The organism is Pirellulales bacterium, assembly GCA_019636345.1.
Classification (GTDB): Bacteria; Planctomycetota; Planctomycetia; order Pirellulales; family Lacipirellulaceae.
The window spans coordinates 126,327-148,461 of sequence record JAHBXQ010000010.1 but is presented as its reverse complement, the minus strand read 5'-3'; the positions used below and the strand labels follow the sequence as shown (position 1 = coordinate 148,461).

Annotated in this window: 14 protein-coding genes and 1 pseudogene; 9 read left to right on the top strand and 6 right to left on the bottom strand. The window is 66.2% G+C overall.

The genetic code is table 11. The features are described from left to right. Nucleotides 1–522: 522 nt before the first annotated feature. Complete coding sequence (locus KF688_18550; GenBank protein MBX3427686.1) at nucleotides 523–873, bottom strand: winged helix-turn-helix transcriptional regulator; 351 nt, start codon at nucleotides 871–873, stop codon at nucleotides 523–525. A 270-nt stretch (nucleotides 874–1,143) separates the two neighbouring features. On the opposite strand from KF688_18550, the gene KF688_18545 reads away from it, so the two are divergent. Next, nucleotides 1,144–3,081: a DUF4914 family protein gene (locus tag KF688_18545; GenBank protein ID MBX3427685.1), complete on the top strand. Its 1,938-nt coding sequence runs from the start codon at nucleotides 1,144–1,146 to the stop codon at nucleotides 3,079–3,081. Between the two features lie 350 nt (nucleotides 3,082–3,431). On the opposite strand, the gene KF688_18540 is transcribed toward KF688_18545, so the two are convergent. From KF688_18540 to KF688_18530, 3 genes are all read right to left on the bottom strand, one after another. After that, nucleotides 3,432–4,556, bottom strand: a complete 1,125-nt coding sequence (locus KF688_18540; protein ID MBX3427684.1) for a hypothetical protein — start codon at nucleotides 4,554–4,556, stop codon at nucleotides 3,432–3,434. Nucleotides 4,557–4,940: 384 nt separating this feature from the next. Next, nucleotides 4,941–6,221, bottom strand: a complete 1,281-nt coding sequence (locus KF688_18535) for a tetratricopeptide repeat protein (protein ID MBX3427683.1) — start codon at nucleotides 6,219–6,221, stop codon at nucleotides 4,941–4,943. 92 nt (nucleotides 6,222–6,313) lie between these two features. Then, complete coding sequence (locus KF688_18530; protein ID MBX3427682.1) at nucleotides 6,314–7,666, bottom strand: AAA family ATPase; 1,353 nt, start codon at nucleotides 7,664–7,666, stop codon at nucleotides 6,314–6,316. 994 nt (nucleotides 7,667–8,660) lie between these two features. On the opposite strand from KF688_18530, the gene purE reads away from it, so the two are divergent. From purE to KF688_18515, 3 genes are all read left to right on the top strand, one after another. Further along, the gene (gene purE, locus KF688_18525) at nucleotides 8,661–9,119 is read left to right on the top strand and encodes a 5-(carboxyamino)imidazole ribonucleotide mutase (protein MBX3427681.1); all 459 of its coding nucleotides are present in this window, start codon (nucleotides 8,661–8,663) and stop codon (nucleotides 9,117–9,119) included. Nucleotides 9,120–9,353: 234 nt separating this feature from the next. Next, nucleotides 9,354–10,682: a UDP-glucose/GDP-mannose dehydrogenase family protein gene (locus tag KF688_18520; protein MBX3427680.1), complete on the top strand. Its 1,329-nt coding sequence runs from the start codon at nucleotides 9,354–9,356 to the stop codon at nucleotides 10,680–10,682. 341 nt (nucleotides 10,683–11,023) lie between these two features. After that, the gene (locus KF688_18515; GenBank protein MBX3427679.1) at nucleotides 11,024–13,240 is read left to right on the top strand and encodes a retropepsin-like domain-containing protein; all 2,217 of its coding nucleotides are present in this window, start codon (nucleotides 11,024–11,026) and stop codon (nucleotides 13,238–13,240) included. A gap of 119 nt (nucleotides 13,241–13,359) precedes the next feature. Here the strand turns inward: KF688_18515 and KF688_18510 are convergent, their stop codons facing one another. Then, complete coding sequence (locus tag KF688_18510; GenBank protein ID MBX3427678.1) at nucleotides 13,360–13,818, bottom strand: hypothetical protein; 459 nt, start codon at nucleotides 13,816–13,818, stop codon at nucleotides 13,360–13,362. 449 nt (nucleotides 13,819–14,267) lie between these two features. On the opposite strand from KF688_18510, the gene KF688_18505 reads away from it, so the two are divergent. The 3 genes from KF688_18505 to KF688_18495 all read left to right on the top strand — a co-directional run bounded on the left by KF688_18505 (nucleotide 14,268) and on the right by KF688_18495 (nucleotide 18,735). Then, nucleotides 14,268–15,062, top strand: a complete 795-nt coding sequence (locus KF688_18505; protein MBX3427677.1) for a metallophosphoesterase — start codon at nucleotides 14,268–14,270, stop codon at nucleotides 15,060–15,062. 54 nt (nucleotides 15,063–15,116) lie between these two features. Further along, nucleotides 15,117–16,850: an apolipoprotein N-acyltransferase gene (gene lnt, locus KF688_18500; protein MBX3427676.1), complete on the top strand. Its 1,734-nt coding sequence runs from the start codon at nucleotides 15,117–15,119 to the stop codon at nucleotides 16,848–16,850. Nucleotides 16,851–16,953: 103 nt separating this feature from the next. Further along, entirely contained in the window at nucleotides 16,954–18,735 is a 1,782-nt protein-coding gene (locus tag KF688_18495; protein MBX3427675.1) for an ABC-F family ATP-binding cassette domain-containing protein, read from the top strand. Between the two features lie 452 nt (nucleotides 18,736–19,187). On the opposite strand, the gene KF688_18490 is transcribed toward KF688_18495, so the two are convergent. Continuing rightward, nucleotides 19,188–20,366: a hypothetical protein gene (locus KF688_18490; protein ID MBX3427674.1), complete on the bottom strand. Its 1,179-nt coding sequence runs from the start codon at nucleotides 20,364–20,366 to the stop codon at nucleotides 19,188–19,190. A gap of 270 nt (nucleotides 20,367–20,636) precedes the next feature. Here KF688_18490 and KF688_18485 point away from each other — a divergent pair. Both KF688_18485 and KF688_18480 read left to right on the top strand, forming a co-directional pair. Further along, nucleotides 20,637–20,900 (top strand): annotated as a pseudogene (locus KF688_18485) (transposase). Between the two features lie 29 nt (nucleotides 20,901–20,929). Beyond that, nucleotides 20,930–22,132 carry a nucleotidyltransferase gene (locus tag KF688_18480; protein ID MBX3427673.1) on the top strand — a complete coding sequence of 401 codons (1,203 nt, stop codon included), beginning with the start codon at nucleotides 20,930–20,932 and terminating at the stop codon, nucleotides 22,130–22,132. Nucleotides 22,133–22,135: the final 3 nt, after the last annotated feature.

The window sequence follows — 22,135 nt, the reverse complement described above, 5'->3', positions numbered from 1 at the left end:
TTTGATTGACTTCTTCAGCAGTTCCGGCATTCTCTCTCCGTTAGGAACGTTTTCCCCGCCAGGAACGTCAAGTGAAGTGCGCGCGTCGAGCCGCGTCGCGGCCCAATATCACTTGGCTCCCGAACCGCGAACTGCCTACGACCGGTCGACCGCGCCGAGAGGACCTGCGATGAAGACTTCCGCCTAGCGGACTGTTTGGCGCTCGGCACGGTCCGTGAGTTGTGAGCAGCATTCGAAACATGCAGCGCCCGGCGGGAAGGTCATGGCGCCCTCAACGAACAGCGGGCCCGGTGCGTTCGGCTTGTTGATTTGCGATTGTGAGCGGGGCCGGAGGTCCCGTTCCGTGAATCCTCCCAGGATCACGGGTCGGGAAGCGAGGCGCGTCAGGCCGTGCTGCCAGACAGGCCCGTTTCAGGACGGCGCCTTGACTGCGACGGAGATCTCCTGCCCGTCGTCGGGAGCGAGGCTCTCGTCGTCCGCGATCTGCCGAATCCGGTCAGCGAGATCGCCGGCGCCCGCGGCTTAATCGGACCACTTGGACTTTGCCCGCTTGATCGCCTTGCGCACCTCGCTGGCTTCGTGGTCCAGATGAGGCAGGTGATCGATGCCCTGCACGAGCCAGTCCGCGAGTTCGTCCGAACGGAGTCGGTAATAGACCTGTCTTCCCTCGCGTCGTTCGGCGACGACGCGATGGGCTCGCAAGACCATGAGGTGCTGCGACACGGTCGCATGCGCCAGCCCGGCGGCCTTGGCCAGCGTGGCGACGGGGAGTTCGCCGCCCCGGAGTTCTTCGAGGATCTGAATGCGTCGGGGATGCGCCAGGGCCCGCAGAAATTCGGCGAGTTCGCGGGCAGCGAGAAGGCGGTACGGCATGGGGCGGTCCCTTTACAGGCGATTCGCTGACGGTACACTGACGCGGAACCGTATGTTCCATTTTATTCAGATATTTGAATATATCAACCGACAGCAGGGCGCGCGACCTGGCGAACGGCGAGGGACCGTCGAATCGCCTGGCCTTCGATCGTTCCGGCGGAGTTTGCGACGCGCGCCGTCTCCGGCAGCGCACTGGACGACGCGCCGCCGGTCGCCGCAACCGATTGTCGTTTATTCCAAGCCGCATGAAACGAAAGGCGAGTCACGACGATGCCACTTGCTGATTTTCCGGAACTGACCCTGTCGCACAGCGCAATGTCCGTGCTGGAGGCGGCCGAATCGGCAGGACGACTCCACCTCGCCGGCGCCGTGGGCGACTTGGTCCGGCTCTCGGTCCCCGAGGCCAAACTGGGCCTGGGCGAAGCGAACGGCGACGGGTTTTACGCCGTGGGCTACGACGTTCCCGGCCAGGGCCTCGTCACCGAGGCCCTGGTCTGCCGCGTAAGAAACGGGATTGCCGCCAATTACGTGGAACCGTACATGCGCCGTCGCGACCCGGATTGCATGGTCGTCGGCGACGTCGCGCACACGGACAAGCCGACGTACGAGGAGCGATTCGGCCAACCTTTCGGCGAGCTGCGCAGCGCAACCATCGAGTGGCTCAAGACGCAACCGATCGCGGCCTTTTTCTTCCAGACCGGCATGCCGGATCGGCCCCTGAACGCCGTGGCGATCGCGCCGGCCAACGCCGGGTTCTTCGCCCTGGGCCTGGCCATCTTGCAGGGGATCATGCCGCTGGAGGAGGTGCGGGCCGCGGGGGCCGATTATCATCACGGCGCCGTCCTCTACGTGGCGCCTCCCTTCCGGCACACGCACTTCGGCGGCCGGCAGTTGGTCGTCCACAATCGCCGCTTCGAGGAAACCCAGCTCCACGAGTTGTTCAGCTACAACCTCTACCCCGGACCGTCGGCCAAGAAGGGGGTCTACGGCATGCTGCTCACCCTCGGCGAACGCGACGAGAAGCCGTGGACGACGACGCATTGTTCGACTGTGGAAGTCGTCACCCCCTACGAGAACGCCACCGTCATTATGCACGAGGGGGCTTCCGGCGGCGGCAAGAGCGAAATGCTCGAGCACATGCACCGCGAATCCGACGGCACGCTCCTGTTGGGGACCAATACCGTGACCGGCGACGCGCGGCGATTGACGCTCGCCCGCGGCTGCGAATTGCACCCCGTGACCGACGACATGGCGCTCTGCCATCCGTCATTGCAGGACCAACCGGGCCCGCAGCGCAAGCTGACGCTCGTCGACGCGGAAAGGGCTTGGTTCGTCCGGGTCAATCACATCGATCGGTACGGCGTCGACCCGCATCTGGAACGCATGACGATCGAGCCGACGGAGCCGCTGTTGTTTCTGAACATCGACGCGACCCCCGGCGCCACGGCCCTGATTTGGCAGCACATCGAGGATGCGCCCGGTCAGCCCTGTCCGAACCCGCGCGTCGTCGTGCCGCGCCGGCAAGTGCCGGGAATCGTCAATCGGCCGGTGACCGTCGACATCCGCAGTTTCGGGGTCCGCTGTCCGCCGTGCACGCGCGAGCGGCCGAGCTACGGCATCCTCGGCTTGTTCCACGTGCTTCCGCCGGCCCTGGCCTGGCTGTGGCGATTGGTCGCCCCGCGCGGCCACGGCAATCCGTCGATCGTCGACGGCGGCGGAATGGAGTCGGAGGGGGTCGGTTCGTTCTGGCCCTTCGCGACCGGGCGAAAAGTCGATCAAGCCAACATCCTGCTCGATCAAGTGTTGGGCACGCCGGCGACGCTGTTCGTGTTGATCCCCAACCAGCACATCGGCTGCTGGCGGGTCGGCTTCATGCCGCAATGGATTGCCCGCGAGTATTTGGCCCGCCGCGGGTCGGCGCCGTTCCGACCGGGCGACCTGAAGCCGGCGCGGTGCTCGCTCCTGGGCGAAGTCAAAGAGACGCTCGTCGTCGAGGGCCAGACGATCGGCAAGTGGTTCCTTGACGTCGCCCAGCAGCCTGAGGTGGGCGAGGAGGCCTATGACCAAGGCGCGGCTGCGCTGGAGAGTTTCTTCCATCGGCAAGTTCGCGAATTTCTCGTCGCCGACCTGCAACCGCTGGGAAAAACGATCATTGAGGCTTGCCTCGACGGCGCGACGATCGATGATTATCGCCAGCTGGGCGCCTGAGCTGCGCGAATCGCGGCGCCGTCCGCCAGCAGCCGGGCGGCGCGACGTGCCCGGCGATCGTCACGACCCTCCGCCGGTTCAAGCCGTACTCCTCGGCGGCCTGCCGGCGGCTGATCGCGCCGGTCAGCACGCGACGCCGGACCTCCGTCCGAACTTGGCCTGTCTCACAGCACGTTCTGTCGCGCCTCGCTTCCCGATCCACGATCCTGGGAGGATGCACGGAACGGGGCCTCCGACCACGAACTCTCACAATCGCAACTCAACAAGCTAAACGCACCGGGCGCGCTGCATTTTTCGGGGACGCCGCGTGATCCGCCCGCGCGCTGAGACGCCCCGTGCCGTGCGACGACTCACGCCGTGGTCGCGAACTCGGGCTGCGGGGTCGCTCGCCACGGCCGGCCGGGCAGCGGGGGCGGGGGAAAACCGACGTGGGGATCGGCCGGCCCGAACAACCAGCGACGGCCGGTCGCGCGAAGGACGCGGGCGACGTGGTCGAGACCGTACGCTTCGGCCGCGGGCACGTCCTCGGGACGCAGGTCGAGCCCGACTGCGCCGGTCCTCTCGAGCCACGCCTCGACCTTCGCGCGATGCCAGGAGATCAGCTCGACGAGCCCGGCCGCGGCGAGGCGGTGATAGAACGGCGCAGCGTCGTCAGCGGCCCCGCCGAGTTCCTCCGGAGCGTTCGTCGTCTCGAAGTGTCGACCGTCGCTCGTCCAACTCGCCGCCGCAAGGTAATCGATCCAGCGCCCCGCGGCGCGATACCGTGCCGCATAGACGTACATTGGGAACGACTCGCACCGCCAGGCGCGAAACTCGTGGTTGTCGCCCGGGACGTAGCGAAAGCTGCCGGCTTCCGTGAGGCCGAGCTCGGCGAGTTCCGCTTCGTATCGGCCGCGGCGCTCCGCGCGTTCGCCTGCGCCGCGATCCTCGACGGGGACGACGCGCCGCTCGGCCGTCCGGACGGCGACGTGAAGCAGCGTCGCGAGAATCACGGAGCATTCCAGCGTCAGCCCGCCGCCGGCGACTGCGAAGGAGAGACACGCGCTGACGTACCCGGCTCGCGGATCGAGCATCGCGGCGGCGATCGTCCCCAAGCCTCCGAGCAGCAGCGGCGCCAGGAAGAGCGCCGCGACCAGCCCATGAGCGAGACGGCGTTCAGGGCCGGCTGCGCGCCGCAACAACAGGTGACCCCCGAGCCCGACGACGCACCCGGCGCACGCGAGCCCCCCGAACGCAGCCGCGAGGTCCGATCGGCTCTGGAGAGCGTCGCCGAACCGCACCATGACGTCGGGCGCAGCGGCCCGCCGGGTCTGGAGTTCGCGGATCAGTTCCGTCGTCGCCGCCAGCGCCCCCGCGGCCAGCAGCGCCGCGGTCGGCGCCCCGTACCCGAGTCCGACGGCGGCGACCCGTCCCCGTACGCGACGCAAGGCCCCCGCTCGATCGACGGGAGACGCTGGTTTGGCACGACTCGACATGACGGACCTCGCGGAAGAGGGTCGGATCCTTTCCGTCAAGCCTATCCCGCTTCCGCCCGGGCTCCGTGCCGGAGGAAAGCGAGATCGGGCGTTCCGAGAGTGCGCCCGGTCCGATTGCGCCGATCGACGAGGTCGGGCCGATCTTGAGGAGCGACGGCGCGGGCCCCCGTCGTCGCCGTCGGGCCGTGGTCGGCGGGGGACGAATTCGCCGAACGGCCGGGCAGCGCTCCAGCGCACTTGCCGAACGCCGCAGCCCAGTAGTGCGTGACATGACATGATCAACAATTCGACCAAGCACGGCGACAGCGACGTGCATGAGCAGCACTTGAGAATCACTGCGCTCGGCACACGCCCCCCGGGCTCAAGGCCTGGCGAGGCCGGGCCCTATTTCTCGGCAGTGGCATTGACAAGCGCATTGGCCGTCCAGGGGACAATCCCCAGCGCGCCGATCATGAAACCGATCCCGAGCAGTTTGAAAGCAATCGAGAAATCGTCGCCGGCAGACGACTCAGTCGCCGCAACGCCGACCCAGGCGAGGCCGACGGCCGCCAGTGCGACGGCAATCCACCGCATCACGTTCCGCGGCCACCCCTGGTCGCATCGGTAGAAGATCGTCGCGGGCAGCGCCAAGCCGAATCCCACGGCGCCGAGGACCAGCAGCGGCACAGAGTCGGCGAAGTACCCTCCGATCGAACCGACCGCCATGGTCGTCATGCACCCGGCGAACCAGTGGGCGCTCGCCCGCTCGTCGCCGTCGAGCATCAGCCGACCGTCGCGACTGAGCCGCAGCAGCAGATTGCTCATGGGCACGGCGAACCACGTCGTCAGGACGAACAGCGCATAGAGGATCAGCAGCGGAACGACCCACGGCGCGAGGCTCGGGTTGTGGCGCGCCGCCCGGGTCAGCGTCCGCGCCGCAAAGTACCCGCCGAGGATGACGCCCCACCGAGCGCGCGAGTCGAGTCGGCTCATCCAGAGGAAGTACTTCAGCACGATGCGATAGACGGGATTGCGCGCCTTGGTCGCCTCGACGAGGCCGGCGCGCGCGTACTCGCACGTCGGGTCGAGGCGCATCGACTCGCGAAAATGATCCGCCGCGGGCGCCGGCCGGTTCTGATGAAGCAGCGCCCAGCCCTTGTTGGCATGCGAGAAGGCGTCTTCCGGATTCGCGGCGAGGGTCGCGTCGACCGTCGCGACGGCCTGCGCCGCACTGCCGAGATGCGTGAGCGCCATCGTGCGGAAGTTGAGGCACTGAACGTGCTCGGCGTCGAGAGCAAGGCCGGCGTCGGCCGCCGCCAATGCCTCCTCCCACTTCTCCTGAACAAAGAGCGTCGCGGACAATTGGGAAAAATACTGCGGGCTCTCGGGATCGAGCCGGACGGCGGTCCGCGCCGCCGCTTCGGCCTCCCGGAAACGCCCCCGACGCCGCAAGACGATCGCGTGATAGTAATGACTGTCGGGCTCGTCGGGGGCCCGTGCAACGGCCCGGCGCACGGCAGCTTCCGCCTCGTCGAATTTGTCAATTTGCACGAGACAGAGCGCGAACAGTCCGAGCGCAGCGGGGTCGGCCGGCTGCTCGGCGAGATGCTTTTTCAACTCACGGGCCGCGTCGAGCCAACGCGATTGTTGCGCGAGCAGAGTGCCGCGTTGAAAGTGAGGGGTCATGAGCGGGCTCTCCGAGGTCGCATGCCAATTCCTGCCACGGTCGTCCGGGTCGGCGTCTCGGCGGATGCCGCCGGCCTGCCGAGCACGCGCCCTCACGCGAGCTTCAGATACTTCAAGATGTCGTCGTAGGCCCCGCCCTGATTCGAGTAGAGCGCGTAATTGCGAGCCGTGGCGAACCACTCTCGGGTCGAGGGCTTGACCGTTCCGGCGGCGACCAGGAGATCCTTCGTTCGCACCGGCTCCAGCCGGCCGCTGCGCATGGCGTCGCGGAGTTTCGTCTCGACGGCCCCGTCGACGACCGCCCGCAAGTCGGCGCCCGAGAACCCCTCGGTCTTAACGCCGACCTTGGCGAAGTCGACGCCGTCGGACGGCTTGCCGGCCAGCATCAGTTTCAAGATCGCCGTCCGGGCGGCCGCGTCGGGGGGAGGCACGAACACGATCCGATCGAACCGCCCCGGCCGACGAAACGCCGTATCGAGGTGCCACGGCGCGTTGGTGGCGGCGAGGATCAGCACGCCTTCGTTCGACGCCTGCACCCCGTCGAGTTCGGCGAGAAACTGATTGATGAGATGGCGTCCGGCCGTTTGCCGCATGTCGCTGCGACTGGCGCCGAGGGCATCGACCTCGTCGAAGAACACGACGCACGGCCGATTGCGTCGTGCCTGCTCGAACAGCTCATGGAGATTCTTCTCGCTTTGGCCGATCCACATGTCGAGAACGTCGCTGATGCCGACGGCGAGAAACCCAGCCTGAACTTCGCCGGCCGTCGCCCGAGCCAGGTACGTCTTCCCGCAGCCCGGGGGACCGTACATGAGAATCCCGCCGCCGACCGACTTTCCGTAGGCCTTGAACAGCTCGGGTTGGGTCAGCGGCAGGATGATCTTCATGCGAATCTCGTCCTTGACCGCGTCCATGCCGCCGACCTCGGCGAAGCCGATTCGCGGGCGCTCGAGGTCGAACCCGGCGTCGCCCGGCAGATCTCCGGCGCGCTGGCGGATTCGTCCGTCGACGACCTCGTCGTCCGCCTCGGCCCCGGGCGGAGCGACGCCGAGCGTCTCGGCGAGTTCCTGGTCGACGGCCTCCGGGTCGAGTTCGAGCGCCTGCCGGTACTGATAGGCGGCCCGCTGCGGCTCGCCCGCGCGCAACAACAATCGAGCATGCAGCACGTACGCCGCCGCCGCCGGATCCTCGGCCTCGAGCAGCGACTCGACGATCACCAGCGCGGCCGACAGTTTTTCGACCTGAAAGTAGGCGTTGGCCAGCCCCAGCTTGAACGCCTGATGGTTGGGCGCCACGGCCAGCGCCGCGCGATATGCCTCGACCGCGTCCTCGAAGCGGCCCGCCTTGAGCAGGCTGTCGGCGAGAAACTTGTGCAACGGCACGTTGGTCGGCGAGGCCGCAAGGGCGTCCCGGATCGAGGCGAGATCGTCGTCGGAAGGGACCATCGGCGGCGCCGCCGCACGCAGCGGAGGAGAAGGAACGGGCCGGAATGCGCAACGGAAACCAGTATCAACCGCCGGCCGCCGGTCTGCAAGAGAGCGGTCTCGCGCGAGCGAGGGTGATCGCACCAAGTTCCGTCGTCTCGACGCGCACGCGGAGCAGAGCAGGCCGGCGCAGATCCGGCTTGAGAGAGCTTGAGCCGCTCGCCTGCGGCGGGCAACGGCTTCCGGCCGGCAGCCGGCACGCATCTCGGCGGAGATTGCCGACGGGCGGGCGATTGGAGGGGCTCGGCGATGCGCAACATGCCAGTTTGTCCCGGTGCGACGGCAACGGTCGGACCCGCGGGACTCTCTAGGGGCGTCGATGTCGAGCAGCGCCAGCGATGCGACGGCCCCGTATGCCCGCGTTGCCATGGAGACCGGGACGCGACTGCACCAACCAAGACCGGCTCGCCCCCGGCGCACTCGCCCAGCGAAGCCCAGGTCGACTTCGGCTGTCCTGGCGTCGCTCAGACGGCGGAATCGGCGCCGGCGGCGTTGGTTGAGATCACGCTGCAGGACAACCTTGTCGAACGTGTCGCGAAAGAGACGACGAGGTTGATCGCTTCACACTCGCCGATCGCGACTAGGCAATTCTTGCGATTTGGAGAGCGTGACGCGAAGGAGTCCGGCAATCAGACAACAACCGCGCTGCCCCAGGTTGAGCGCCGGCGCCCTGATCCGCCGCCGTGGTCGGCGACCGACCGATTTCGGCGCGATCTTCGTCCCTGGTGCGGACATCCCTTCCAGGAGCAGGCTTCGGCCCCCGGCGCTGTCCGCAAGTCGTGAACTATTGCAGGGGAACCAAGACAACCGATCGGCTGGGGCCGCTAAGGCCTCGTGCGTTGACGTGCTTCAGCCGGCCGGTCACACTAGATTTGCGCCCCCCCCGCCGGCCGATTGACCTTTTTCGCCTTCACCCGTCCGCCTCTTCCGCGCCATGCCACTGGTCGGCGTCATCATGGGCAGTCGCAGCGACTGGGAGACGATGCGCGCCGCGGCCGAGGCGCTCGCCGAATTCGGCGTCGCGCACGAGTGCAAGATCGTCTCGGCCCATCGAACGCCGCAGTGGATGGTCGAGTACGCGACGACCGCTGCCGCGCGCGGGTTGGAGGTGATCATCGCCGGGGCAGGGGGGGCGGCCCATTTGCCGGGGATGGTCGCCTCGCTCACCGTGCTCCCCGTGCTCGGCGTGCCGGTGCAGAGCAAGTCGCTGAGCGGGCTCGACTCGCTGCTGTCGATCGTGCAAATGCCCGGCGGCGTGCCGGTGGGAACCTTGGCGATCGGCGCTGCAGGCGCCCGCAACGCAGGGCTGTTGGCCGTGCGAATCCTCGCCGGCTCGCGTCCCGAACTCCGGGCCAAACTGCAATCCGCCCAAGAGGCCCAGGCCGACAAGGTCCGGGCAGAATCGCTCGATTGACGCGCCGCTGGAAATTGACGCCCTTGGCCTTGCGCCTTGGGCAGCTGCGCTGCGATCCCAGCCGCCGTTTTGTCGGCACAAACGGCATCATTGCTCTCCCCGGTCGCTTAGTTGCGGGGAGAGGAGCGGGGATTATGCTGTAGTTTTTCCTCCCTTCGCCGGCCGACCCGCCCCGCCTCCCCCCCGGCCGCCGACCCGTCGCGGGTTTCGGTTCGCATTCAGGACGTTCTCGTTATGAAGATCGCAGTCATCGGCACAGGTTACGTGGGCCTCGTCACGGGAACCTGCTTCGCCGACAGCGGCAACGACGTCACCTGCGTCGACATCGACCAGGCGAAGATCGACGGCCTCAATCGCGGCGTGATCCCCATCTACGAACCGGGCTTGAGCGAGTTGGTCCTCCACAACGTCGACTCGCAGCGGCTGTTCTTCACGACCGATCTCGCCGCAGCCGTGAAGCCGGCCGAGATCATTTACCTGGCGGTCGGCACGCCCCAGGGCGCCGACGGGGCCGCGAACCTGTCGGCGATGTGGAGCGTGGTCGAATCGATCGCCCCCCACCTGCGCGACGACGCGATCGTCGTCACCAAGAGCACCGTGCCGGTCGGCACGAACGCCCGGATCTTCGCCATGTTGCGCGAGTTCACTGGCCGCGAATGCGACGTCGCTTCGAATCCCGAGTTCCTCAAAGAGGGCGCCGCGATCGACGACTTCATGAAGCCCGACCGGGTGGTCGTCGGCGTGCGTCGTCCCGAGGTGGCCGACGCCCTGAACCAGCTCTACCAGCCGTTTCTGCGGACCGAGCATCCGTTCATCGTGATGAGCCCCGAAAGCGCGGAGATGACCAAGTACGTCGCCAACGCGCTGCTCTCGACCAAAATCAGCTTCATCAACGAGATGGCCAACCTGTGCGAACGGATGGGGGGCGACATCAACGACGTGCGGCGCGGCATCGGCCACGACAGCCGCATCGGGTTCGCCTTTCTCTTTCCCGGCGCGGGCTACGGGGGCAGCTGCTTTCCCAAGGACGTCCGGGCGCTCGAGGCGATGGCCCTCCAGCACGGAGTCGATCCGGCGATCCTGCGGGCCGTCGACGCGGTGAACGAACGGCAGAAATCGGTGATCGCCGACAAGATCGACGCCCACTTCGGCGGCGACCTGGCGGGCAAGACCGTCGGCGTCTGGGGACTGGCGTTCAAGCCCCGCACGGACGACATCCGCGAGGCCCCGGCTCTGGTGCTCATCGACTGGCTGCTCGAGAAGGGCGCCGTCGTGCGGGTCCACGACCCCGAGGCGGTTCCCAACGTGCGGGCCAAGTACGGCGAGCGACTCGCCTACTGCCAACGCCGCATGGATGCCGCCGCCGGGGCCGACGCCCTGGCGATCATGACCGAGTGGAAGGACTACCATTCCCCCGACTTCGCCGAGTTATACCAAGTCATGAAGCAGCCGATCGTGTTCGACGGCCGCAACCTGTACGAGCCGGAGCGGATGAAACGCCGCGGGTACTGCTACCACAGCATCGGCCGGCCCACGGTCGACGGGCGGACGGGAAAGCGGTAAATCAGGAAATCGCCAGGAAGCAAGCGGGGAAAGAGCCGGCCCTAGCGGGACCGCGTTGCCGTCCGTTTGCGGATGTTCGCCGCTCCCCCCTTTGCTTGACGCCCCTATTCCCCCCACGTACTCTGAAAGCGGCTGGACGATCCGGCCGCGGCGCACCTGGCAGAGAGGGGCAATCTCATCCGGGACGCTTCCGGGGACGGAGGCGGCGCGACCTCGCACCCCGAGGCGCGACCGCGGTTCCCCCTTTCTGGTTAGCTGTTCCCACAGGCGAACGCCGCGACTGCGCGCGGAACGATTCGCCGACACGCTTGCGCGGCCAGCGACAAGCGCGGAGGTTGGCGGTGACGAACGCTCGAACTCGACCCCTGCGAGCCCGCGCGGCCAAGTGCCTGGCGCTCCTCGTCGCGACGACGATTTTGACGTGCGCGATCCCGGCGCGCGCCGCCGGGGTCCCCATCGACGGATTCCTGCCGCTGGTGGGGATTACGCTGACCAACGAGTTCGTCAACGATATCGACTTTTTCCCCTATCCTTCGACTTCCTTGGGCGGGTCGCCGGTGAGCCACACCGGCAGCCACTACTTCGAAGTCGCGCTGCTCGACACGGGGGCGGCGACCTCGCTGATCACCGCCGCGGCCGACGCGGCCTTCAACATCGACGGGCCATATCCCGGCAACACCGACGGTTTCCGCGGCACCGAGACGATCACGATCGGCGGCGCCACGGGGTTCTTGCAGGCGTCGGTCGGCGATCCGCTGGGGCTGTATGCCGCAGGGCTGCAAGCTCGCACTGGCGCCGGCGCCTCGCTCAGCATGAACACGTCGGCGTTCCTGGGGCAGACGAACACCTCGATTGTCACGCTGCCAGCCGAGTCGGCCTTGCCGAACATCCTGGGTCTGTCGTTCGCCAGCCAGTACGCGACCCGCATTCGCAATAGCTTGCCGCAGGTGTTCGAGCTCGACGGCAAGACGGTGCGGACGCCCGCGATCGACTTTCTGCCGCTGGGGACCGGCGATCAACAGGGACTCTCCCGCAAGGCCCCGATGAGCCTGCTGGGAGCAGGCCCTTCGACCCCTGTCATGTTTCCCAATATCGGCAACTTCGACCTAAACCGCCCGTGGGAAGACCCGTCGAACCCGACGCTCGTCCAGGGCGGTCACTTTCTCAACGTGAACGCGTCGAACAACGGCGTGAACCTGAACAATCAGCAGTTCTTTTTCGACACGGGCGCCAGCGTCACGGTCCTCTCCGAACTGACCGCGCTGCAACTGGGAATCGACGTGCAGCTCGACACGCCCGATTTCACGATCCAGATCGTCGGCTCGGGCGGGGCCTCGGAAGGGGTGCCGGGGTACTTCATCGATCAGTTCACGGTGCTGGCCACGGGGGGAAGCGTCACGCTGTCGAACGTGCCAATCCTGGTTCTCGACGTCACCAACCCCGCGAACCCGGGCAACATCGTTCCCGGGATCGTCGGCACGAACGTGTTCGCGGGACGCGACATCGTGATTGATCCCAATCCCTCGCTGGGGGGCGGCGGCCCGAGCGCCGGCGTCTACATCAGCAATCCGGTCACGACGAACCGCGACTGGAACACCGCCGCCGCCGAAGCCTCCTGGTCGAGCGCCGCCAGTTGGAGCGGCGCCGTCGTGCCGAACCTGCTCGGGATCGCCAATGTCCGGCACGTTTCCGGCGGCCACCAGCGGGCGGTCGTATCCGGGGATGCCGTGGCGTGGGAGGCGAACGTCTCCGGCCCCGCAGCGACGCAGACCATGACTGTCGCTATCCCCGGCGGGGCCTCGCTGACCACTTTCTCCGGCGTCTCGATCGAGGCGCACGGCGCCGTCGATCTCGACGGCGGCACGCTCGACGCCCAGTACGTCGAGCTCCGGCAGAACGCCGTGCTCCGCGGCCAGGGAGTCATCCGCACCGGCAGCGGGCCGATCCCGGGACAGGTCGAGAACGTCGCCGGGACCGTCGTGGTCGGAAATGCCAATTCCTTCGGCACGCTCGAAATCCACGGACGTTTTTCCAACGGCGCCAATGCCGCGCTCGAGTTCAACCTGCTGGGAGCGAACCCCGGCGCGAGCTACGGGCAATTGGTCGTCGAGGGAGACGCGGCTTGGAACGGCACGCTCAGCGTCAACCTGATCGCGGACTTCATCCCCGCGGCGGGGACCGTCTTCACGCTGGCGACCTACGAGTCGAGCGGCGGCGCCTTCGCCGACGTGCTGCTCCCCGCGGGGGTCCAGTGGAACCTCGACTACGGCGACACCGCCCTCACGCTGACCGCCCTCGGACTCCCCGGCGACTTCAACAACAACGGCGTCGTCAATTCGGCGGACCTAGCCGTGTGGGCGTCGGGCTTCGGGCAATCGGGCGGCTACGACGGGGCCGACTTTCTGACGTGGCAGCGCAACTATCAACCGGGATCGGGGGTTGCCGCGACGCCGGAACCCGCGTCAGCGACGCTGGTCGCGTGCTTGCTGGCGCTCGCGGCGTGCCGACCGCTTCACCGCTTTGCCGGCAGGCTTGGGAGCCCGCGGCTGAACGTGTAAAGCCAGCGCCAAGAATCAATCGCAAGCTCAACCGAGCAACAAGCTTGTCGGCGCAAAGAGCCGCGAGCTCCCAGCTCGCCGGCAACGCCGCAGCCGCAGCGCCGCATATTCCACGCCGCTCAGTTCGCCTCAACCGCGTCCTGCGGTTCCAATTTCTCGGGCTGCGAATCGTTCGACCCGCGCAGGCGTTCGACCATCGTATTGAAGTCGCCCGCCAGGCCTTGCCAGAAGTCGTAGTCGCGAAATCGCAGCGGCTGGTACTCGGCCCCGTGGGCCAGTTCGCGGATCGTCTGCCGCAACCGGTAAATCGGCCCGGCGAAGCGGTGGCTCAGCTTGATCGTGTCGGCGACGAACACCGGCAGCATGAACACCAGCACCAGCAGGAACGGTCCCTGCGTGCGCCACAGCGCGGCCGCGTGATTGCGGATCGGCTCGAACGGATTCGTGAGCACTTGCAGACAGAACGCCACCGCCGCGGCGATCCCGATGAACGCCAGCCAATGAAACACCAACCGATGCACCAGCGCGCCTTGCACCTGGGGATCGACGAACGTTTTCTTGCGTTGCGGGTGAGACATGGCGGAACGCTCTCGGCAGGCCGGGTGTTGCAAAACTCAGGGCCAAGCGACCGCTTTCCGCGAGTCAGGAGCCCTTAGTAAACATAGGTCGGGTACGGCGCCTTTCCGTCGTGTTGGCTGGAACCTGCCTCGCCGCATGAATGACTGTCGGCGCATCCCTTCACGGAAAATCGACACATTCGGCATAGGCGGACGAAATGAGCGACCTTCCGAGCAACCCCGATTGACGCGTACGAAACCGAATTGGTCGCCTTGCGGCCGCCCGGCTACATTGCTTGGCTGAATTGATTCCGTCAGGAAGCAGTCCCATTAGCGGATTTGATGACTATTGCCGGCAAGTCAAAGTGAACGATTCGCCCCGCCAAGACGCCGAACCTTGTGAAGAGCAAGCCCCCCCGCGAATGAATCGGCGGCGGTTCTTACGTCGTACTCTCAAGGCGACGACCGCCGTGGCAATCGGCTCGTTTGGCTATGCGTGGCGAATCGAGCCGCACTGGGTCGAGACCGTGCGTCGCCCGCTGCCGCTCGCCGGCTTGTCGCCAGGGCTGATTGGCAAGCGAATCGTTCAGATCAGCGACATCCATGCCGGACCGGTCGTCGATCAACGGTGGTTGCTCGACGTCCTGGAGCAGGTCGCCGAATTGGAACCCGATTTGATTGCGTTGACCGGCGATTTCATGACCTGTCTGGGAGAAGAGAGCATCCCGAAAGCTCTGGAGGCGATCGACGCTTTGCCGCGAGCGCCGCTAGGCAACTTTGCCGTGATGGGCAATCACGACTATGGCCGCGGTTTTCGCCAGCACCGCATCGCTGACAAGTTGTGCAACGAATTCCAGCGACGCCAGATCCGCGTCCTGAGCAACGAAGTCGCCGACATCGAGGGACTTCAAATCGCAGGAGTCGACGACCTGTGGTCGGGAAGATTCTCTCCCGAGCGAATGCTGAACGACCTGGACGGCGATTCCCCGGCGATTGCGCTGTGCCACAATCCCGATGGCGCCAACCACGTGGCTTGGCGCGACTTCCACGGATGGATCCTCGCAGGCCACACCCATGGGGGACAGTGCAAGGCTCCGTTCTTCCGGCCGCCGATCGTCCCCGTGCGAAACAAACGGTATTACGCCGGCCAATACGACCTGGGCCCGGGCCGACGCATGTACATCAATCGCGGATTGGGGTATCTCCGCCGGATCCGGTTCAACGTCCGACCCGAGCTGACAGTCTTCACGCTGACCGCCGTTTGAATCGCGGCCAGATCGCTCTGGCCAAACCCCGGTCCCCTGCGTAGCTTGGGCGGCATGACCACCCCCCCTGTCGCCGCGGCCGGCGCCGCTTCCGTCGATCGTCGCACGTTGGCGTGGGGGCTCGCGGGGGCCGTCGTCACGTATCTCGCCCATCCGCCCGTGGGATGGAGCCTGCTGGCGTGGGTCGGCCCCGCGGCGTGGATCATGCTCTGCACACTTCCGCGGCTGCCGGGGCGCCGGCCGTACCTCGACCTCTGGCTGGCCGGGGTCGCGTACTGGGGGCTGACGATCGCCTGGCTGCGGCTCCCCCATCCGGCCAACTGGGGAGCGCTCGCGTTCGTGGCGAGCTACCTGGGGCTCTACCTGCCGACGTTCGTCGCGCTGACGCGCGTCGCGGTGCACCGCGTGCGGGCCCCGCTGTGGCTCGCGGCGCCCGTGGTCTGGACGGGGCTCGAGCTCGCCCGGGCCCATCTGCTCACCGGGTTTCTCATGGGCTCGCTCGCCCAGACGCAATACCGCCGCCCGGCCGTGTTGCCGTTGGCCGGAATCGGGGGCGAATACGCGGTGACCTTCTTGATGGTCGCCGCAGCGTCGCTGATCGCGGCAGCGAGTCGCGCCCGTTCGATCGCTCGTGCGCAATCCCGGCGGCGCGCCGAACTGACAATGGAATGGCTCGCCGGCGCCGTGGTCGTGGGAGGCCTGTTCGCAATCGGAGCCGCCTACGACGCCGTGATCTCCGGCGTCGCACGTAAAACGACGACCGTCCGCATTGCGCTCGTGCAGAGCGATCTGCTGGCCGACTGGAAAGGCGAAGAAGGCCGCGACGCCGAGGTCATGCGGCAACAGACCGCCCTGTCGCTCGCCGCGGCGCACAAGGCCCGCGCCGCCGACAAGCCGCTCGACCTGATCGTCTGGCCCGAGACCATGTTTCGGCAGTGGCTGACGGCGATCGACGCCGACAACCCGCCTCCGCGCGAGATCGTCGACCGCGCCGAACGGCAACAGACGATCGCCGATCTCAGCAAGTTGGCCCGCACCGTCGACGCCAACCTGCTCGTGGGGATCGACCGCGTGCAACTCAGCGGCGCGGCGTCCCCCGGCGCCGCCGTCGACGACGACCCGCAAGACGATTCCCCCGCCTACGGCTACGCGATGCACAACAGTTCCGTCGGCGTGACTCGCGCCGGCGCGATCGTCGGCACGTACGACAAGATGCACTTGCTTCCCTTCGGCGAGTACGTGCCGCTGGTGGATTGGATCCCGGGGCTGGCGTGGATCACACCCATTACCGGCGGGGCGACCCCGGGGGCAGGTCCGACGGCGATCGCGCTGCCCGCGCTGGCCGATCCCGAGCGCATCGTCCGTTACGCGCCCAACATCTGCTACGAGACGGCGCTGCCCCACCTCGTGCGCCGCCAACTTCACGAGTTGGCCGAACGCGGCGATTCGCCCGACGTGCTCGTGAACCTGACGAACGACGCCTGGTACTGGGGCTCCGCGGAGCTCGACATGCATCTCGCCGCGGGGGTGCTGCGAGCGGTCGAGACCCGCACCCCCTTGGTGATCGCCGCCAACCGGGGCCTATCGGCCCATATCGACGACGCGGGGCGAATCGTCGCGGTCACCGAGCGCGACCGGGCCGACGTGCTCGTGGCCGACGTGCCGATCTTCGCCAGCGGCGCACGGGCGCCGACCGTTTACGTGCGCACCGGCGACTGGCTGAGCGGCGCCTGTTTGGTATGCTGCATCGTTTTGGCGGTTGTCGCGGGATGGCGCCAGCGCACGTAGGCCAGTTTCTCCGAAACTGGCGATCCGCATCGAGTCGGTCTTTCCATTCACGTCCCCTTGCCGCAAGGTTCTGCCAGTTTCGGAGAAACTGGCCTACGTCGCTATGCCTGTCGTTCTTCAACTTCAAAACGCCCATAAACGCTACGGCGAGCAGGCGTTGCTCGACGGCGCCACCTGCGCCTTGGCCGACGATCAAAAGGCGGGGCTGATCGGCCGCAACGGCGCCGGCAAAAGCACGCTGTGCCGGGTGCTGTTGGGAGACGAGGAACTCGACGCCGGCGAGGTGGTCCGCAGCCGCAAGCTGCGGCTGGGGTACCTGCGGCAGCACGACCCGTTCCACGACCAGGAGACGGTGCTCGACTTTCTGCTGCGCGACAGCGGGCAGCCCGACTGGCGGTGCGGCGAGATCGCGTGGCAGTTCCAGTTGCCCGAGCCGATGCTCCGCCAGCCGGTCCGGTCGCTGTCGGGCGGCTGGCAAACGCGCGTCAAGCTGGCGGCCCTGCTGCTGCACGACCCGAACCTGCTCATCCTCGACGAACCGACGAACTTCCTCGACCTCCGCACGCAGATGCTGCTCGAGGAGTTCCTCCACGGCTTTCAGGGCGGGTGTCTGGTCGTCTCCCACGATCGAGAATTCCTCAAACGCACCTGCCCCCACACGCTCGAACTGTCGCGCGGACAGCTCACCATGTTCCCCGGCGACGTCGATGCGTATCTGGCGAACCTCGACGAACGGCGCGAGCACGACCTGCGGGCCAACGCCGCGACTCTGGCCAAGCGCAAGCAGCTCGAAACGTTCATCGCCAAGAATCGCGCCAACGCGAACACCGCCAGCCAGGCCCGCAGCAAGGCGAAGCAGCTTGAACGGCTGGAACTGGTCGAGGTCGCCGGCGAGGAAGCCCGGGTCAACTTCAGCTTCCCCGCCGTCCCCCCGCGGCAGGGGACCGCGCTGCGGTGCGAGAACCTGTCGATCGGCTACCCCGAGCGCATCGTCGCCGAGGACGTGCAACTGGAACTGGAACACGGCTCCCGAATCGGCGTCGTCGGCGACAACGGCCAAGGCAAAACGACCTTCCTCCGCACGGTCGTCGGCTCGCTGGAGCCGCGGTGCGGGACGCTCAAGTGGGGCTACGGCTGCCAGATCGGCGTCTACGCCCAGCACGTCTACACGACGCTGCCCGAGATGCAGACCGTCGAGGACTACCTCCACTACCAGGCCGCCCCGGGAACGACGATCCAGCAGATCAAAAGCGTCGCGGGCAGCTTCCTGTTCAGCGGCGCCTTGGTCGAAAAGAAGATCAAGGTTCTCAGCGGCGGCGAGCGGGCCCGGCTCGTCCTTGCGGGGCTGCTGCTCGAGCGGCACAACGTGCTCGTGCTCGACGAACCGGGCAACCACCTCGACGTCGAGACGGTCGAGGCCCTCGCCGACGCCTTGTGCCGCTACCCCGGCACGGTGATTTTCACCAGCCACGATCGGCACTTCATGCACCGCGTGGCGACGGAGGTCGTCGAGGTCGTCGCGGGGCGCGTCGTCAGCTATCCCGGCACGTACGACGACTACGTCTACCGGATTCACAAGGAGTTGGAAGCCGGTCTCCGGGCCGAGCACGCCACGTACTGCGCCGTCGCCCCCGGCGGCGCGACGACCGCCGCGCGTCCCAAACTCTCCGGCCGCGATCAGCGCGAACTGGAGAAGCGGCTCAAAGCGATCGAGCGCAAGATCGCCAAGCTCGACGACGAGAAACGCGTTGTCGCCGACACGCTCGCCACGCTCACCGACCCCGCCCAATCCCGCCGCGCCCACGAGCGACTCCAGCAACTCGCCACGGAACTAGCGAGCCTCGAAGAAGAATGGCTCGCCGTGTCGAACGAGTTGGAAGGATGACGCATCGCCATGCCGAACACGAGCCTCTTTAGCAGAAACTGTGGGTGACTTCGGTCTCGGAGAGTCATCCGAGATTGTAAGGGCGAGTCTTGCGACTCCCTGAGGGCGAAAGCCGAGAGATATGCTGGCGACAAGCTTCACCTTGCCGCTGAGCCCCCCGACGCCGGCGGCTCGCCGCACGGCAAAATGAGATCTACGCCCGGCGCGAGCGGTAGCTCGCCGAGGCCCGCCAGTGCGGGGCGACGCGATGCCGAGAGGCCACGTTGCCGGACGCTTTCAAACCGGAACGCAGCGAAAGGATAGCGGGGATCCAGGAGGTCGGCAATGAGCCCCACGGCCTGCGGGAACGCCAAGACAATTCCCCCGCGGTAATCGCCGCTCCGCTGCTCGTCGGAGCCCATACCCCAATTCAACCTTTTAATCCGCTAACGCCAATAACTAAGAAATCCAGTTCACGCTGAACCAGGACACTCTACGGCGGAAATCTTCCGAACGTACTCGATTACACCTTCCGGATCGAATGTCAGACGATGGCCAGTGAAGAACTGCTTATAGCGTGCTACCTCCTCACGGTATCGCGCCCTATCTTTTGCATCTTCGTAGAGCACGACATGGATAGGAGCAGAGCGACGGACCATCCGAGTTAGGAGTTGTCGAAACTCGAAGTCTGCATGGGGCAACGAGTAGCCGATGAAGACCAAATTCGTTGCCTCCATAAGCTCCACGGCAGCATTCTGCCATACGAGTTTGAGTTGAAAATTAGAGAAGTCCTTCAAGAACGTCGGCATTACGAGTGTTCCGCGAAGTTTCGCGCGAATCTGATGATCATTGCAATGCCTGCAATGAGTGCCGATCTTTCTTGAAACGACCAACTTTTCATTGAATGACGTAAAAAGCCGCTGGCAATTAGGACATTGTAGCCAGTTCATCGACCCATGGAGTTTCAAGAGCTTCACGTTGTAGCCCTTGGCGCCGAGCGACCACAAACCAGAACGAATGCGATTGTCGCCTTCTTCGAACGAGCTCACGTAGCAACAGTAATCGACTACCCCGAAAGCGTCATAGTGCCCGGTGCCATGTACTGCGTCCTTTGCCTTCAGGGCAGTATCCAGCGCGTTATCTAACAGTATGTCCCAATTCAAGGAGATGATCGAGAAAGGGTCGTAACGTTTCGCCTCGCTTTCGCACCCAGGTGTCTGTGCTAATTCGCCCCGTTTTGCAGCCATGTTCACAAGGCGAGTAGCAAACCTCTGAACGTATTCGGTCTCAAGATATTGACGCTGAAACGAGCGCTGGATGACCACCGAGATGAGATGATCTAAGTCAGCTCGTTTCCTCTCCACCTCATTCTGAGACTTGCCGCGCAATGACACCCGGTCGGCGAGGCAACGGTCGATCGGCGTATAGATGTCTTCAAGGGAGGCGTTGGTTAGTTTTTCTGTAGAGACCTTCAACACTTCTTTCAGGAAGGCGAGCAGTTGTGTGGCTTGCTTTGCCAATTCGGGGTCGGGGTCTTGTGCGAGTTTGGCAATGCCATGCAAGATTTTGTCCTGGCTAGGCCCACCGGCTGGACTTGAAAAACCTGCGCCGAGAATGTATACGGTCTTGTTGTGCTTGACTTGCGGGGGCATTGGTGGTTAGTGCATCATTTATTCTGTAGAAAGCCGCGCATCGCGGATGGCTTGAAAGGGGCGGGCCAGTCCGGTTTCCTATTCGTTGTTCTCGAAGCAGTGAACGGAAGCCGCATGACTCGCCTGACGCAATCTACCGAACTCGACGCGATTGTCCAACTGCTCGCCGACCACGGCTTCGACGACATGGCCCAGGCCATCGAGACGCTCTTAACGAGGCCATGAAGCGGCAGCGCAGCGAAGCCCTGGGAGCCGGCCCCTGCCAGCGCACCGCCGACGCGTCGCGGCCAAGCCAACGGGTTCAAGCTTAAGACGGTCGACAGCCGACTGGGCAAGCTCGAACTCCAAGTCCCGCAGACCCGCAGCGTCGAACTCGACCCCACCGTGCTGGAGCGGGGCGAGCGAAGCGAACGAGCGCTCAAGCTAGCCGTCGCCAAGATGTACGGCCGAGCGAGTCTCCTCGCGGCTCAACGTGCGGCCCCCGACGATCCCAACTCCAGACCCGGCCGCGACTTGAGGCGACCATTGACATAGTGTTCCCATGTACACTATAACCGGCGGTCATGATCGGGCACGTCGACTGCGATTGCTACTACGTTTCGGCCGAGCGCGTGCGCTTCCCGCATCTGCGGGGCGTCCCGGTCGGCGTGCTCGGCAACCATGGCGCCTGCATCATCGCCAAGAGCTACGAGGCCAAGGCGGCGGGCGTCACGACCGGCATGCCGATCTGGGAGGCGCTGCCGATCTGCCCCGACGGCGTCTACGTCAAACGCGATTTCGCGTGGTACGAGGTCCTCAGTCGCCGCTTGCTGGCGCTCGTTCGGCAGACCAGCCCGCGCGTCGAGTTCTACTCGATCGACGAGATGTTTTTCCACGCGCCGGGGGCCGACCGGGGCGCGGCGTTGGCGCTGCAGCGGGCGATCGCGCGGCGCGTCGGCGTGCCGGCCAGCATCGGCGTCGCTCCCACCAAGACGCTCGCCAAGCTCATCAGCGATTCGGTCAAGCCGTGCGGCGCCGGCGTCGTCGCCAGCGAGGCGGATCGACGACGGCTGCTGGAAGGTCTTCCGGTGACCGAGATCGCCGGCGTCGCCACTCGCTCGGCGGAGAAGCTGGCAGCCCACGGCATCGCGACCTGCGACCAGTTCGCGGCGGCCGATCGGGCGTTCATCCGCTGGCTGCTCACGAAAACGGGCGAGGACCTGTGGTGGGAACTCAACGGAACCCCGGTCCTGGACGTGCTGCCGATTTGCAAACCCCGCAAGTTCGTCGCGCGAGGCGGCTCGATCGGCCGGCCCAGCCGGGATCGCGAGCGGGTCGCCGCGTTCGTCGTTCGCAACGTCGAGCGGTTGGTTGAAGCGCTCAACCACGACCGCATCTGCTGCGACACGCTCGCGCTCGAGCTCTCTTTTCGCGAAACACGGTCCTGCGCGGTGCGCTGCACGATGCCGGGAGGCACGGCCGAGTTGTCCGCGTTGCGAGACGCCGCTCTCTGGCTGCTGCCCCGCACGTGGCGCCCCGCGACGGCGACGGTTCGCTACATGCACGTCGTCGCCGGCGGCCTTCGCCCCTGGGCGCGGCGCCAGCGGAGCCTGTTCGAGGACGCGCGACCCAAAGCCGAGCGGGCCGAGCAGGTGCAGCACGCAATCAACGCCGCCGTCGGTCGCTTCGCCGTCCGCTCGGCCGCGACGCTCCCCCTGGCCGACGTGTACGGAGACCTCGCGTCGTCCTATGATATTTGCGACATCTACGGCAAGAGCTGCTTCTGAGGG

Bases quoted from the DNA above. Each gene is read 5' to 3' on its own strand.
- KF688_18550 (MBX3427686.1), bottom strand. From the start codon at position 873: ATGCCGTACCGCCTTCTCGCTGCCCGCGAACTCGCCGAATTTCTGCGG.
- KF688_18545 (MBX3427685.1), top strand. From the start codon at position 1,144: ATGCCACTTGCTGATTTTCCGGAACTGACCCTGTCGCACAGCGCAATG.
- KF688_18540 (MBX3427684.1), bottom strand. From the start codon at position 4,556: ATGTCGAGTCGTGCCAAACCAGCGTCTCCCGTCGATCGAGCGGGGGCC.
- KF688_18535 (MBX3427683.1), bottom strand. From the start codon at position 6,221: ATGACCCCTCACTTTCAACGCGGCACTCTGCTCGCGCAACAATCGCGT.
- KF688_18530 (MBX3427682.1), bottom strand. From the start codon at position 7,666: ATGGTCCCTTCCGACGACGATCTCGCCTCGATCCGGGACGCCCTTGCG.
- purE (MBX3427681.1), top strand. From the start codon at position 8,661: ATGGGCAGTCGCAGCGACTGGGAGACGATGCGCGCCGCGGCCGAGGCG.
- KF688_18520 (MBX3427680.1), top strand. From the start codon at position 9,354: ATGAAGATCGCAGTCATCGGCACAGGTTACGTGGGCCTCGTCACGGGA.
- KF688_18510 (MBX3427678.1), bottom strand. From the start codon at position 13,818: ATGTCTCACCCGCAACGCAAGAAAACGTTCGTCGATCCCCAGGTGCAA.
- lnt (MBX3427676.1), top strand. From the start codon at position 15,117: ATGACCACCCCCCCTGTCGCCGCGGCCGGCGCCGCTTCCGTCGATCGT.
- KF688_18495 (MBX3427675.1), top strand. From the start codon at position 16,954: ATGCCTGTCGTTCTTCAACTTCAAAACGCCCATAAACGCTACGGCGAG.
- KF688_18490 (MBX3427674.1), bottom strand. From the start codon at position 20,366: ATGCCCCCGCAAGTCAAGCACAACAAGACCGTATACATTCTCGGCGCA.
- KF688_18480 (MBX3427673.1), top strand. From the start codon at position 20,930: ATGATCGGGCACGTCGACTGCGATTGCTACTACGTTTCGGCCGAGCGC.